The following is a 14,747-nucleotide window of genomic DNA, read 5'->3' as shown; positions in this document are numbered from 1 at the left end:
GGTGCGCCACCGGGCGGGCCGGCCGGCGGCGTGTCATGGATCGGGGTCGGGACGGTCGGCCGTCCCGCTCTCAGGGCGTCACGCGCTGGGCGGGGCGGCGTCGGAGCCGGCCGCGGGCTCGGCGGCGGGCGGCGTCGCGGCGCCGTCGCCGGCGGGGGCCAGCAGCTTCTTCAGCTCCGCCTGCTCCTCGGTGTTCTCCATCACCTGCTTGAGCAGCGCGTCGAGGTCGTCGTTGCCGTCGAGCTTGGTCAGCAGGTCGCGCAGGCGGGAGCGGGCCTCGAACAGGCGCTTGAGCTGCGGCACCTGCTTCAGCACCTCCACCGGACCGAAGTCGTCGAGGTGCTTGAAGCGCAGCTCGACGTTGAGGAAGTCCTTGCTGCCGGCCTGCAGGCGGTTCGGCACGCGGAAGGCCAGGCGCGGCTGGGCGGCGGCGAGAACGTCCTGGAAATTGTCGCGGTCGATCTCGACGAACTTGCGGTCCTTGACCGGCGGCAGCGCCTCCGCCGGCTTGCCCGAGAGGTCGGCCATGATGCCGACGATGTAGGGCAGTTCCTTCTTCTCGATGGCGTTGCCGATTTCCACATCGTAGGTGATCTGGACGCGCGGCGGGCGGACTCGGCTGAGTTTGTGCTGGGTGCTCTCGGCCATGGATTTATCCTTCTCCCAGATGTTGCAGCGCACGCCCGATGAGAACCAGGCGCGTCATGTCGCGAATTCTGGCAACAATAAACGCACTTTCGCGCGAGTATGAGACTCATACGCTCGATGAATCAACTCATCCGTTCATTCGCCCCCCTCTCTGTTGCGACATTTCCGCGAAGTTGAATCCGAGCAGGTCGAAGACGGCGGACAGGTCGTTGCGGCCGCGGCTGACGTCGAGCAGCACCTCGTGCAGCGGCTGGTTGGCCCAGCCGAGCGCCCGGTGGATCAGGTAGGGGGTGGGGCTGTGCGGCTCGGTGCGCAGCAGGAAGTCGGCGGCCTCGGCCAGCCAGTAGTAGGCCTCGTCGCGGCTGCGGATCGGGCCGCCGGGGTGCCCGCCGGAGTGGATGTCGGCGTCATCGAGGGCCATCCCGTCCGGGCCCGCGGCCTCCTCCTCGGCGGGCCCGGCGTCGGCCGGCGTCTCGACGGGCATCACGGGCTCCTCCCCCTTGGCGCGCAGCATGGTGTCGACCCAGCCGAGCAGGCCGGTGAGCGCCTCGCGCAGGCCGACCAGCCCGGGCGCCTGGCGGCCGCACAGCTCGTCGAGCAGCGCCGACAGGGCGTCGACGGCGGCGATGGCGTCGCCCAGCTGGTCGTGCTGGGTGCGGTGGAAGGCGACCGGGGTGGCCAGCGCGCTGGCGTCGACGTCCTGGAGCAGCGGCTCGCCATGGATCACCAGCTTGCCGGCGCCGCGCGGGTCGCGGGCGGCGGCGAGGCTGCGGCGCTGGGCGTTCTCGTAGTCGGCGTAGGTGAAGGCGACCACCGGCTGGCTGCCCGACCGGGTGATCGGCTGCAGATGCAGGAGCGGCGGCAGCTTGGCGTTCAGCCATTCCAGCGGGGCGACGCGGGCGGCGAGGTCGCCGTCCTCGGCCTCCGGGTGCAGCCCTTCCCAGAAGGCGCCGCACAGGCCGGCCAGCATGCGCAGGGCCGGCCCCAGCGCGGCGAAGCCGTGACGGTGCAGCAGCGCCTCGACCAGCCAGCAGGCCACCTGGAGGTCCTTGGAGCGGGTCTCCAGCACCGTGCGGCAGAGGCGGACCGCCTCGTCCCAGTCGGCGCGCTTGGGCGCCGCCTGCCACACCCCGACGGGCAGGGTGGGGTCGTCCTCGCGCCGCGCCTCGCGGATCGCGTCGTAGACGGGATCGTAGCGCAGCGACGGCCCGGCCGGCGCGTCGCCGGGCAGCGGCGCCAGGATGGCGGCGAAATCGAAGGGATCGGCGGTCATCGGCTGGCTCCCTGGCCGGCCGGCGCCCGCAGGGACAGCGGACCGGCCGGCGCGAGCGCCGCCTGCGTCCCGCCGTCGAGGCGGGGGGCGGCGTAGGGGAAGGGCGGCAGGACGTGGACGGTCCGCGTCTTGCCGTCGGGGTTGGGCGTGCTCAGCACCAGCCGCACGAAGACGCTGGTGCGGCCGCCGGGCAGCGGCTTGGCCGCCGCCGCGCCGCCGCCGGCCGGGACGTTGCCGGTCTCGGCGGAGAACCTCAGGGTATGCGGCTGCGGGTCGGTCTGCTTGGGGAAGTCGGCGGCGGGGGCGCGGTTGTCCTGCAGCAGGCGCAGCAGCGACCAGCGGTCGGCGTAGGCGAAGCGGATGGTGCGGTCGGGCTCGACGGTGCCGTCCTGGCCGATGATCGACAGCGGCACCACCGGCGCGTCCTTGGCCCAGCGCAGGCTGACCGCGGCCGGCATGCCGGGGCTCCACGGCGCCGAGGCGGTGCCGCCGCCCTGGGTGATCCGCTGGTCCCCGAGGGTGACCGTCCATTCGATGATCTGGTTGCCGCCGCTCTCGCGGGCGCGGTTGACGCGGAACTCGGCGGCGACGTCGAAGCCGGCGGGGGCCGTGGAGTCCGGCGCCAGGAACGGGGCGAAGAAGGCGCGCACCGCCGCCATGCGGTCGACGAAGTCGAGCGCCGCGGCGGCGCGGCTGCCGGCGGCCGGCGTGCCGAGGCCGCGGCGGATCGCCGGCTCGGCGGCGGCGAAGCGCTCGAGGAAGGCGGTCAGCGCGTCGACGCTCGCCTCCGGGGTGTCCGCGCCCTGGCGCTCGGCGAAGGGGTAGCGGCCGGCCAGCAGGGCGTTGAAGTCGTTGGCGAGGGCGGCGTAGTCGCTCGACATGGTGTCGGCCGCCACCCGCTGGCACTGGGCCAGCGCCATGCGCCGCAGCGACTCGCGGCGCTGCAGGAAGAAGTCGCCGGCACCGCCGCCGCCGCCGACCGCCAGCTGCTGCAGGCAGCTCTCCGGCCGCACCGCCTCGCCCAGGTCGAAGCGGATGTAGCGTTCCAGGACCGCCAGCGAGCTGTTCGGGTTGTCGGCCTTGTAGCGCTGCTGTTCGATCAGGATGCGCTGCCATTTCAGGACGTGCGGGTCGCCGCGCAGCGAGGGCGGGGTCTGCTCGCGCACCGCGAAGGCGACGATCGGTCCGGCGATCTCGCTGCCCAGCCAGTCGAAGCGGCCGCGGGTGTTGTCGAGATACTGCGCCAGCTCGACGTCGCTCAGCACCTGCCAGCCCTCGTAGTTCAGCGGCAGGGTGCCGTCCCAGTCGCGGAACGCGTCGTAGGGCAGGTAGGGGGCGCCCTCGTCGGCGATGCGGTCGGCCTGCCCCAGCATCGCCACCAGGTGCTGGTCGAGGATGCCGCCGAGCGTGGCGTAGCCGGTCTGGAACTCGGCGCGGCCGAGCGCGCTCAGCAGGTCGCCCAGCGGGCGCGCGGCGCGGGCGAACTGGCGGACCTCGCGCAGCAGGCCGGTCTCGTCGGCCAGGGTGCGGAAGTCCTGGCCGCGCCGCTCCACCACCATGGCGTCGGCGACGGCGGTCATCATCGACTCCTCCAGCCGTCCGGCGACCAGGGCCGAGATCATCGGCCGCAGCGTGTCGGGGAGGCGCGCCAGGGCGCCCGCCTCCAGCCCCTCGAAGGCGCGGAAGCCGCCGACCGCCGTCTCCAGGGGCTCGGGCGCCCACAGGATGGCGCTGCTCGCCACCGCCGGCGCCTGCGGGCGGCGCACCGCCGCCTCCGCCATGAAGCCGGCGCGCAGGATCTCCGGCAGGGCGCCGGCCAGCTCGTCCAGCGCCGGCACCAGGCGCAGCGCGCCGTCGTTGGCGTCGTCGGCCTGCAGCAGCGATCCCAGGCCCGGCGTGCGCAGGGCCAGCAGGGCGGTGCGCAGCTCCTGCACGTTGACGGTGGCGACCGTCAGCACCTCGTCGGCGGCGGGGGGGCCGAGGAACAGGTTGTCGCGGATGCGCGGCAGCAGGTTCGGCCAGAACGGATGGTCCTGGGGGTGGCGGACGAACAGCCAGCCGAGCTTGGCGTTGCCCAGCAGCGTCCGGGTGCGGACCAGCGCGGTGGCGAGGTCGCGCAGCACGGCGCCGCCGTCGGTGCCGAAGCGGGCGACCTCGGCGCGCTCCAGCGCGTTGGCGAGGGCGCCGAACTCGCGGGCGATCGGCCCGTCGGCGGCCAGCGCCAGGGTCGCCTCGTGGACCAGGCGGACCAGGGTCTCGCGCGACGGGGCGAGGTTGCGCTCGGTGTCGAGCGGGCGCACGGTCACCCGCTTCATCACCTCGCCGTAGAGGCGCGCGTCGTTGCGCAGGGTGTGGCCGAGGTCGATGCCGAGCAGCGATTGGGTGAGCTGGGCGAAGGAGTCGGGCGGCAGGCGCTGGGCGTTGCGGTAGCGGGCGACGTCGGCGGCGAGCTGGTCGATCTCGTCGAGATAGCCGTACATGCGCTGGAAGGCGGCGATGTCGGTGGCCTGGAGCGGCTGCGCCGGCGCCGGCGGCGGCCCGGCGTAGCGGGCCTGGAGGTCGTTCCAGCGGTTGATCAGCTCGTAGCGCATGGGGTCGAGCACGACCAGGCGGAAGCCGGTGACGAGCTGGTCCTTGACGTCGTCGTCGAGCTCGCTGAACCAGGAGGTGGGGATGAACGGCACCAGCAGGTCGCGCCCGCTCACCGTCTTGAAGGCGTCGAGGATGCCCGGCGCCACGTCGCGCAGGTCGCGGTAGGCGGTCAGGCTCTGGCCGGAACGGCGCGCCGTGTCCATGCGCTCGTCGGCCTGCTCGATCACCCACAGCGGCCGCAGCAGGGTCGCCTTGGTGGCCTCCAGCATGCGGTAGGAGTGCCAGAGGCCGACGGCCAGCACCAGCGCCAGCCCGGCCAGGGCGAACTGGGCGTTGCGCACGGCGCGGCTGCGCGCCACCAGGCTGCGCCGCGCCGGCTGCACCACCCGCGCCTCGCGGAAGATCTTCTCGCCGAACAGGTCGGTGACGAACAGCGGGCGCACGCCCTGCGGCGCCAGCATCTCCGGCACCAGGCCGGCGGGCAGCCCCGCCGCCGCCCCGGCCGCCGGCGCCTCCGGCCCGGGCAGGCTGCGTCCGCCGGCCCCCCAGGCGCCGGCGTCGCCGGTGAAGTAGAGGCCACGGAAGAAGTGGGGGTCCTGGAAGCTGTCGCCGCGGAACAGGCGATCGGCGAAGCGGCCGAGCGGCGCTGCCAGCTTCTGCAGCTCGGCCGGGAACAGGAAGGCCATGTCGCCGACGCCGCCGGCGGTCACCGCCGTGCCGATCACCGCCCGGTGCAGGTCGCGCGCGACCGCGTCGAAGGCCTGCGGCACGAGGTGCGGGCCGTAGGTCGTCTCCAGGGTCTGGCCGTTCGACCAGCCGAACATCTCGCGGCCGCGCTGCGCCGCCTGGGGGCCCCAGAAGCTGGTGAAGCCGACCACCGCGTCGCACTTGGTGACCACGAGATAGACCGGCAGGCGCAGGCCGAGCTGCTGCTGCAGCTCGCGCAGGCGCCGGCGCAGCCGCCGCGCCCGCCCGGCGAGCGCGGTGGCGTCGAGGCGGTCGGGGCCGATCAGGTCGGTGCAGGGCACGGCGACGACGACGCCGTCGAGGCCGCGCTCCGGCCGGTGGCGCAGCAGCAGCTGGAGCAGGCGGCGCCAACCGGCCTCGCCGGCCCGCTCGCCGCCGTCGTCGGGGCCGTCGCCCCACAGGATGCCGCCGGCCGGGTCGAGGACGATGCCGCGCTCGAACACGTGCCAGGCGCAGCCCCGCTCCGCCAGCTCGGGGTCGGCGTTGAGGTCGAACGGCCGGTGCAGGTCGATGGCGGCGGCCAGCGCGCTCTTGCCGGACCCCGGGTCGCCCAGCAGCAGCACCCAGGGCGCCTCGTAGCGCCAGCCCGGGCCCGGCACCAGGCCGCGCAGGGCCCGCAGGGTCGCCGTGAAGCTGGCGGCAAGCGCCCGCAGGTCGCCCGGCCGGCGCGCCACCGGATCCGGCGAGCCGGCCATGCCGTCGCGCTCCGTCCGCTCCTCCGCCCCGCGCTCGGCACGGCGCACCGTCCAGCCCACGAGGAGCAGGACGAGGAGCGCCGCCGCGGCCAGCAGCAGGCCGACCGGCACGGGGTTGTCGAGCAGCAGGGCGATGGCGTCCATGGCTCCCCGTCAGTTCTCCGGCGGGCCGGCGTCGGCCCGCTCGATTCGGTCGACCGCGGCGGCGAGGTCGGCGGTGACGCCGATCCACAGCAGGTGGCCGGCGGCGAGGAACACGGCGAACAGCGCGGCCAGCGCCGCGTACCATGGCCGCAGGTAGGGCAGGCGTACGGCGCGGCCCTGGACGATGGTGCGGCCGTACGCCGCTTCGAACAGGCGGGCGTCCTCGCGCGCCAGCTCGGGGTCCTCGCGGGCGATGATGCGGGCCAGGCCGGCGCGGTAGCTGCGCAGCTCGCCGGCGTCCTCGGGGCGCCAGCAGCGGCCGCGGAAGCCCAGCGCGAGGGCCAGCAGGTAGATGGTGGCGAGGTCGGCCGAGGCGCGCGCGCTGTCGGCCAGCAGCGCGTCGAGGCGCTCGAACACGCGCTCGCCGGCGACCCGGGTGCCGAACAGCGCCGTCTCCAGCAGCCGGTCCTGCCAGGCCTCGCGGCCGTCCCAGTCGACCCGCAGCAGCATCGTCTCGTCGGCCAGCGCGGCCATGACGTACTGCGCCTCGCGGTACAGGGTCTCGCCGTAGGTGCCGCCCCAGTGGCGTGCCCGCACCGACTGCGACTCCAGCAGCGTGCGCAGGCGCTGGTGCACCATGCCGGCGAGGTCGGCCGGGGTCAGCCCCTCGACGGCCGCGCCGAGGCGGCCGGCGCCGAGGCCGTATTTCAGGCGCAACAGCTCGGCGAAGAAATCGCCGAACTGGACCAGCAGGGTGTCGCCGCCGCGCGCCCCCGCCAGGAGCGACGCCAGGGCGGCCGGTTCGTCGTCGGCGGCGAGGGCGGGCATCGGCATCGCGGTGGTCACGGGCGGCGGCCTCCTTCGGCGGGCGCGGCTCAGATGTCGGCGGTGTCGGCCGGGCGGTCGCCCGGCGGCGTCACGTACAGGGCGATCTCGGCGGGCCGGCGCCCGCCCTGGCGATCGCCGGGGTGGGCGATCTCCAGCACGCGGTCGGGTTCGACGTAGGCGGGGTCGGCGGCGATCCGGTAGAGCAGCACGCCGCGCTCCGGCACCACGTCCAGGCGCTCGTCGCGCTCCACCCGGGCACGGGCGGCGCCGCGCAGGCGGCGCTCGCGCAGCACCCCCTGGTTCTCCGCCGAGGCGACCAGGGCGTCGGCCATCCAGGATTCCGCCTCCGCCTCGGTCTGGCCGGGGGCGAGGCGGACGCCGATCAGCAGCCCGTCCCCCTCGGCCAGCCACGCCGCCTCGATCTTCAGGCGGAAGCCGCTCTCTTCGGCGGCGAAGCGGACGGCCATGAAGGTCTCGCTGACCGTGTCGATCATGCGGTCGACGAACTCCAGCACCGGGCGGAAGGAGGCCAGCGGGTCGCGGTGGTCGTAGCCGGGGAAGATTGGCGGCAGCAGCCCCGGCCCCAGGGTGGCGACCTGGCCGGCGACGGCGCACAGCGCGCCGTAGAGGGCGAAGGGATGGGCCGGGCCGGCGCCCAGCACCGCCTCGAGCGGCGGCAGGCCGGCGGTCATGCACTGCAGGGCGTGCCGGGTGTCGGCCAGCATGGCGGCGCGCAGGGTGCCGGCCGGGGCGCGCAGCCGGCCGGCGAGGAAGGAGGCCTTCTCGCGCAGCCGCTTGGCGACGGTGCGGCAGGCGTCGGTCAGCGGCGAATCGGCGGCGGCGGCGTAGGCCGGCGGGACGTAGTCGGTCAGCCGGAACGCCTCGTCGCGGTAGACGACGCGGGCGAGCGGCAGCGACACGTATTTCTGCGGCACCTCGTCGCCCACCAGGAGCGCCAGGCGCGGCCGCAGGCGCGGCAGCGGCTGCTCGTTGTCGCCGGTGTTCTCGTCCGCCGCCGGCGGCCCGTCGACCGAGCGGAAGCGGGCCAGGTCGCCGCCGGCGGCGGAGCCCGGCTTGTAGGCCGGCACCACGAGGTGGACGGTGGCCGGGGCGTCCTTCAGGCCCTCGGCGTAAGGCACCAGGCTGCACTGCAGATCGCCGCCGTCGGCGGGATGGACCACCGCCAGCCCGTCGGGCAGCACCGCCTCCAGCGCCAGGACGCGGAAGACGCCGACCACCAGCATCGCCTGGTCGATCTTCAGGGTGCGCACGCCGAACTGGAAGGGCGCCAGCCGTGCCAGATGGTAGTGGAGCAGACCGTCCTGGCGCAGCCAGGCCTGCTGGAAATGCTGCGGTGCCAGCAGCATGCCTTCGTACCACTGGATCGGCTCGGGCGGCGGGGTGGGGTGGCTCATGCCGTCTCGGTCCTGTGGATGGCGGTCAGGAGGCGTGCGGCGTCGCGACCTCGAAGTCCTTGGCGCCGAGGCGCAGCAGGACCTTCTCGATGCCGTCGATGCGCGCCCGGTGCGGGCCGTCGCCGCCGTAGCCGGCGAAGACGAAGGCGGCCCGGGCGTCGCTGGCGCGGCCGCGCACCGCGTGGGGCGGCACGGACTGCCCGGGCATGAATTCGAAGGACTGCACCTGCAGCCCGGTGGGCTGGGCCAGGGTGAGCTGGCCGCGGTTCTTGAACCAGGTCGCCGCCGTCAGCTCGCCGACGGTGGGCAGCAGGGTCTCGTCGTGGACGAACACCAGGTCCACGGCCACGGCGCTGTTGGCGTTGGCGTCGGGCGCCACCTCGAAGGCGACGCTCTCCGTCGCGATGCCGGACGACCACAGCGAGGCGATGGCGGAGCATCCCGTCAGGACGAGGGCGACCGCGGCCAGCAGCGCGTACGTCCAGGCGCGTCCGGAGCGGACGGCGTCGTTCAGGGCGGTGTCGGCCACGCAGTGCGCTCCCATCCGTCCGCATCGGCTGATGCCCGCCGCGCGCTCGCGGCGTTCGAGGACCATATCCGAAAGTGTAGGAAGATATCAGCGCGGAGTCGATTCCCTGAAGCGTTGTCACAGAGCCGATTTTCGCGCCGGCGTGGTTGCGGCGCACAAGAGCGGCGTCCGCAAACGCGGGCCGGCGATGTGAAATTCAGCCGGGAATTATCCGCCGGAGCAATCGGAGCGCATCGAGGATGCGGTCGCCCAGCTTCCGGTGCTGGTCGTCCATGGTGGCGACGAGCCGCGATTCGAGTTCGGCGATCGCCTGCCGCTGGGCCGTCACGGCGGCGGTGAGACGGTCGACCCGGTCGAGCAGGGCGCGGTTCTGGGCGATCAGGTGCTCGACGAGGTCGGCGGCGGCGGGGGCCGGCGGTTCCGGCTCCGGCGCGCGGGCGGTGGCGGCGGCGGCGTGGGGCGGCCGCGGCGCGCCGAGGCGGACGGGGAGCGGCGGCAGCGGCGGGCCGGCGGCCTCGGGTCCGTCGAGCCAGCGGGCGACGGCGGCGTAGCTGATGTTGAGTTCGCTGGAGATGCGGCGGTAGCTCCAGCCCTGGGCGCGCAGGCGCTCGACGAGGGCGCGGCGGTCCTCGTCGCTCAACCGGCGGCGCGCGCTGGGGGGAAGATGGCTGCCGGGTTCCGGCATGCCGGCCACGACATGGGTGTACCCGTCATCGCCCCGTTCCATGGCCGGTCTCCCGTCGGTTGCGCAGCCATGGTAGCCGACGGCGCGCGCGGGCGGAATACCTGTCCCGCCGGTGGAGCGGCGGGGGCGGGTTGTTCGACCCGGCTGCGATGCCCATCTCCTCAACCGAGGCGACGGGCGGCCGCGCATTGGGTGGGCCGCCGACGGCGCCTTCCCGAGCCTCCTGGAAGGGCGGGACACCATAACGGAGTGCCTGATGGACTTCGGTCTCTTCACCGAGCGTGCGCGCGGCGTCATCCAGGCTGCGCAGTTGGCCGCCCTGGCCGGGCGTCACCAGCAACTCAATCCCGAACATCTCCTCAAGGCGCTGGTCGAGGACCGGCAGGGCGTGACGGCGCGGCTCGTGCGCGACGCCGGCGGCGACCCCGATCTCCTGAAGCGCGCCACCGACGAGGCGCTGGCCCACCTGCCCACCGCCACCGGCGAGGGGCCGCACCCGATCTACATGTCGCCGGCGCTGGCCGGCGTGCTGCAGGGCGCCATCGAGACGGCGCGGTCCGCCGGCGAGCGCACCGTCACCGCCGAGCGCCTGCTGGAGAGCCTGGCCGGCCAGGGTGGCGGCGTGCGCGCGCTGTTCCATCGCGCCGGCGTCGACCCCGCCGTGCTGGCCGAAGGCGCCCGCACCCTGCGCCAGGAGGGGACGGGGCCGGAGGCCGGCGACGGCGGGCTGGGCGAGGCGCTCGCCAAGTACGCCCGCGACCTCACCGAGGAGGCGCGGCAGGGCCGGCTCGATCCCGTCATCGGTCGCGACGACGAGATCCGCCGCACCATCCAGGTGCTGGCGCGGCGCACCAAGAACAACCCGGTGCTGATCGGCGAGCCCGGCGTCGGCAAGACCGCCGTCGTCGAGGGGCTGGCCCAGCGCCTGGCCGCCGGCGACGTGCCGGAAGGGCTGAAGGACCGCCGCGTGCTGGCCCTCGACCTCACCGCCCTGCTGGCCGGCGCCAAGTTCCGCGGCGACTTCGAGGAGCGCCTGAAGGCCGTGCTGGCCGAGGTGCAGGCGGCGGAGGGGCGCATCATCCTCTTCATCGACGAGCTGCACCAGCTCATCGGCGCCGGCCGCACCGACGGCGCCATGGACGCCGCCAACATGCTGAAGCCCGCGCTGGCGCGCGGCGAGCTGCGCTGCGTCGGCGCCACCACGCCCGACGAGTACCGCCGCTACATCGAGAAGGACGCGGCGCTGGCGCGGCGCTTCCAGCCGGTGACGGTGGACGAGCCGTCGGCCGAGGACGCGGTGTCGATCCTGCGCGGTATCAAGGGCAAGTACGAGGTGCACCACGGCGTGCGCATCGCCGACGCCGCCGTCGTGGCGGCGGTCTCGCTGTCGGCGCGCTACATCGCCGACCGCCGGCTGCCGGACAAGGCGATCGACCTGGTGGACGAGGCGGCGTCGCGCCTGCGCATGGCCATCGACAGCAAGCCGGAGGCGCTCGACGCCGTCGGCCGCCGCGTCGCCCAGCTCAAGATCGAGCGCGAGGCCCTGAAGGCGGAATCCGACAGCGCGTCGCAGGAGCGCCTGCACAAGCTGGCGGCCGAGCTGGAGGAGGCCGAGTCGAGGCTGGCCGGCATGGAGGAGGAGTGGCGCGCCTCGCAGTCGCGGCGCACCGAGGGCCGTCGCCTCAAGGAGGAGCTGGACCAGGCGCGCACGGCGCTGGAGCGCGCCCAGCGCGGCGGCGACTGGGCCAAGGCCGGCGAGCTCGCCTACGGCATCATCCCCGACCTGGAGAAGCGCCTGGCCGACGCCGAATCGCGGGCCAGCACCGAACGCGAGGAGGTGACCGCCAAGGACATCGCCGCCGTGGTGACGCGTTGGACCGGCATCCCCGTCGACCGCATGCTGGAGGGCGAGCGCGAGCGTCTGAAGGGCATGGAGGAGAAGCTGGGCGAGCGGGTGGTCGGCCAGGCCGAGGCGGTGCGGGCCGTCGCCAAGGCGGTGCGCCGGGCGCGGGCCGGCCTCAAGGACCCGAACCGGCCGACCGGCTCGTTCCTGTTCCTCGGCCCCACCGGCGTCGGCAAGACCGAGCTGGCCAAGACCTTGGCCGCCTTCCTGTTCGACGACGAGAACGCGGTCACCCGCCTCGACATGTCGGAGTACATGGAGAAGCACGCGGTCAGCCGGATGATCGGCTCGCCTCCGGGCTACGTCGGCTACGACGACGGCGGCTCGCTGGCCGAGAAGATCCGCCGCCGGCCCTACCAGGTGGTGCTGCTGGACGAGGTGGAGAAGGCGCACCCCGACGTGCTGAACGTCCTGCTGCAAGCGCTCGACGACGGCCGGCTGACGGACGGGCAGGGGCGCACCGCCGACTTCCGCCACGCCATCCTGATCATGACCTCCAACCTCGGCGCCGACGCCCTGTCGGCCCTGCGCGAGGACGACGAGCTGGAAGGCGTGCGGGTGGAGGTGATGGACGCGGTGCGCCGGGCCTTCCGGCCGGAGTTCCTGAACCGGCTGGACGACGTGCTGATCTTCCGCCGGCTGGGGCGCGACCAGATGGCCCGCATCGTCGACATCCAGCTCGCCCGCGTCAACGAGCGCCTGGCCGAGCACGGCCTGACCCTGGTCGCCGACGACGGTGCCCGCGCCCGGCTGGCCGAGCTGGGCTGGGATCCCGCCTTCGGCGCGCGGCCGCTGAAGCGGGCGGTGCAGAACCTGGTGGAGGACCCGATCGCCGAGCGCCTGCTCGACGGCGCGGTCGCCGAACGGGTGGTGCTGGAGCTGTCGGCGGCCGACGGCCGCCTGACGCTGGACGGCGTGCCGGTCGAGGAGGACCGCGCCACCGGCTTCAAGGCGCCGGAGCGCCCGCCGCTCGGCTTCGCCATCCCGGCCCGCTCGGCCGCGGTGCACTGAGCCGCGGCGGCCGGCCGAACCGGCCGCCGGACCGACGTCCGCCTGAGGACCCTCCCCCCGCGCGGGGGGAGGGTCTTTTCCTGTGCGGGAGAGGGTGTCGCCTCGGGTGCACCCTGGACGTGTAGCATCCCGGAGGGTATCCGGCAACGGGTTGCAAAATGAAACGGTTTGATTCGCTTCCGTTCCAATCAGTTACAATTCAAAGTTGATAAATCGATCGACGACGCGTTGGGCGTCGGGTAGGGTCGCCGCAACCTTCTTTGGGGTTACCCCCGAGCATTGATGGCGCAGCGGACACCCGTCTGCCTGACGAGGACGAAGCGATGGCGAACACGCCGACTTCCGGGACCGACAACCTGACCGGCACGGCCAGTGCCGACACCATCGACGGCCTTGCCGGCGCCGACCTGATCGACGGGCTTGCCGGCGACGACGTTCTCTCCGGGGGCGACGACGCCGACGTCCTTTCCGGCGGCGCCGGCAACGACACGCTGGTGGGCGGCGAGGGCGTCGACCAGCTGTACGGCGGCGACGGCGTCGACACCGCCGACTATTCGGACTCCCCGAGCGTATCGGTGATCATCGACCTGACGCAGTCGACCCAGGGGGAGATCGGTTACGCCGGTTTCGAGCGTCTGGAAAACATCGAGAACGTCATCGGCACGGATTTCAACGACGCTCTGACGGGGGACGGCAACGCCAACCTGCTGGCGGGGGGCGCCGCGGACGACACGCTGTCCGGCGGTGCGGGCGCCGACACGCTGATCGGCGGCGCGGGCGCCGATGTGCTTTCCGGCGGCGACGGCATCGACGCCGCGGACTACAGTGGGTCGGCGGTCGCCGTGACCGTCAGCCTCTCCAACAGCCCGGGATCGGGAACCGGCGGCGACGCGGCGGGCGACGTGCTGGTCGGGGTGGAGAACCTGATCGGCTCCGGTCACGACGATTCGCTGTCGGGCGGCGTGGAGGCCAACCTCCTCTCCGGCGGCGCCGGCAACGACACCCTGCGGGGGGACGAAGGCGCCGACACCTTGTACGGCGGCGACGGCGACGACCTGCTGAACGGCGGCGACGACAACGATCTGCTGTTCGGGGGCGCCGGTGCGGACGAACTCCAGGGCCGCGACGGCGACGACACGCTGGACGGCGGCGAGGGCGACGACAGCCTCAGCGGCGGCGGCGACAACGACCTGCTCTCCGGCGGCGGCGGCGACGACAGGCTGTTCAGCGATCTCGGGGCCGACACCCTGGTCGGCGGCGACGGCGTCGACACCGCCGACTACCGGCAGTCCGGCGAGTACAACTTGCCGGCGTTCGGCGTCGCGGTCAGCCTGGCGACCGGGCTGGGCAGCGGCGAGGATGCCGCGGGCGACGTGCTCCAGGGCATCGAGAACCTGATCGGCTCCGGCTACAACGACACGCTGGCAGGCGACGGCAACGCCAACGTGCTCGACGGCCAGCGCGGCACCGACATCATCGCCGGCGGCGCCGGGGCCGACACCCTGTCCGGCGGCGTCGGCGCCGACACTCTGACGGGCGGCGACGGCGGCGACACCTTCCTCTACAACCCGCCGCCCCCGGTCGGGGACCAGGACGACGACACCGACGGCACGGACACGATCACCGACCTCGCCGTCGGCGACCGCATCCGCGTCGTCAACGCCCAGTTCACCGGCGGTGCCAGCAACGGCACGCTCACCGCCGGCGACGGCAGCAGCGTCGCCGCCCATTCGATCCAGATCGAGGCGGGCAACGGCGTCACCCGTCTCCACATCGACACCGACGGCGAGCAGGACGCCGGTGAACTGACCATCGAGCTGACCGGCGACTACACCGGCGCCACCTTCACGATGGGCGGCGACGACCTCGTCCTCTCGTCCCTGTCGGCGCCGCCGCCGTCGGGCGGCGGCGGCTCGGGCGGCGGCGGGCCGACGACGGTGACGACGCCGGTGCTGGGGACGCCGGTGACCGTCGTCGACAGCACCACCACCAACAGCACGGTGGACGGGGTGACGGTGCAGGAGCAGCGCCTGACCACCTCGAGCGGCGCGGTGATCGACATCGTCGAGGTGCCGATCGTCAGCGCCGGCCGCACCGAGGAGGACGCGGCCACCCCGGCGGCCGACATCCCGCTGGTGCGCGACGGGACGACCGGACAGACGGTGCTGCAGGCCAGCGTGCCGACCGGCGTCGGCCTGCGGGTGGAGGGGGTGGCCGCGGCGCAGACGCCGGCCGACGCGCTGGCCGGCCTGATCCAGGCGATCCAGGCGCGCACCG

At 74.0% G+C, this 14,747-nt stretch carries 9 protein-coding genes; 2 read left to right on the top strand and 7 right to left on the bottom strand.

From position 1 onward, the window contains the following. Positions 1 to 78: 78 nt before the first annotated feature. From tssB to ACSBPG_RS14975, 7 genes are all read right to left on the bottom strand, one after another. A complete protein-coding gene (tssB, locus tag ACSBPG_RS15005) occupies positions 79 to 648 on the bottom strand; it encodes a type VI secretion system contractile sheath small subunit (protein ID WP_435537986.1) in 570 nt (189 codons plus the stop codon). 127 nt (positions 649 to 775) lie between these two features. Beyond that, positions 776 to 1,921: a type VI secretion system protein TssA gene (tssA, locus tag ACSBPG_RS15000; RefSeq protein WP_435537985.1), complete on the bottom strand. Its 1,146-nt coding sequence runs from the start codon at positions 1,919 to 1,921 to the stop codon at positions 776 to 778. Then, on the bottom strand, positions 1,918 to 6,099 hold the full coding sequence (locus tag ACSBPG_RS14995) for a type VI secretion protein IcmF/TssM N-terminal domain-containing protein (RefSeq protein ID WP_435537984.1): 4,182 nt from the start codon (positions 6,097 to 6,099) through the stop codon (positions 1,918 to 1,920). Before ACSBPG_RS14995 ends, tssA begins: the two co-directional genes overlap by 4 nt. A 9-nt stretch (positions 6,100 to 6,108) precedes the next feature. Then, on the bottom strand, positions 6,109 to 6,945 hold the full coding sequence (locus ACSBPG_RS14990) for a DotU family type IV/VI secretion system protein (RefSeq protein WP_435537983.1): 837 nt from the start codon (positions 6,943 to 6,945) through the stop codon (positions 6,109 to 6,111). Positions 6,946 to 6,974: 29 nt separating this feature from the next. Next, a complete protein-coding gene (gene tssK / locus ACSBPG_RS14985) occupies positions 6,975 to 8,342 on the bottom strand; it encodes a type VI secretion system baseplate subunit TssK (protein ID WP_435537982.1) in 1,368 nt (455 codons plus the stop codon). Positions 8,343 to 8,367: 25 nt separating this feature from the next. Next, the gene (locus tag ACSBPG_RS14980; protein WP_435537981.1) at positions 8,368 to 8,871 is read right to left on the bottom strand and encodes a hypothetical protein; all 504 of its coding nucleotides are present in this window, start codon (positions 8,869 to 8,871) and stop codon (positions 8,368 to 8,370) included. Positions 8,872 to 9,067: 196 nt separating this feature from the next. Beyond that, entirely contained in the window at positions 9,068 to 9,598 is a 531-nt protein-coding gene (locus ACSBPG_RS14975) for a helix-turn-helix domain-containing protein (protein WP_435537980.1), read from the bottom strand. A gap of 214 nt (positions 9,599 to 9,812) precedes the next feature. Between ACSBPG_RS14975 and ACSBPG_RS14970 the strand changes: the two genes are divergently transcribed. Together ACSBPG_RS14970 and ACSBPG_RS14965 are read left to right on the top strand one after the other, a co-directional pair. Further along, the gene (locus ACSBPG_RS14970; protein ID WP_435537979.1) at positions 9,813 to 12,470 is read left to right on the top strand and encodes an ATP-dependent Clp protease ATP-binding subunit; all 2,658 of its coding nucleotides are present in this window, start codon (positions 9,813 to 9,815) and stop codon (positions 12,468 to 12,470) included. Between the two features lie 323 nt (positions 12,471 to 12,793). Further along, positions 12,794 to 14,747, top strand: a 1,954-nt coding sequence (locus tag ACSBPG_RS14965) for a calcium-binding protein (RefSeq protein ID WP_435537978.1), incomplete at its 3' end; no start/stop codon positions are given.

Origin of the sequence: Azospirillum sp. ST 5-10 (genome assembly GCF_051225715.1) — a bacterium.
In the GTDB taxonomy this organism is placed as follows: domain Bacteria; phylum Pseudomonadota; class Alphaproteobacteria; order Azospirillales; family Azospirillaceae; genus Azospirillum.
The sequence above is the reverse complement of the archived record's forward strand: the minus strand, read 5'-3'. Positions and strand labels throughout refer to the sequence as shown.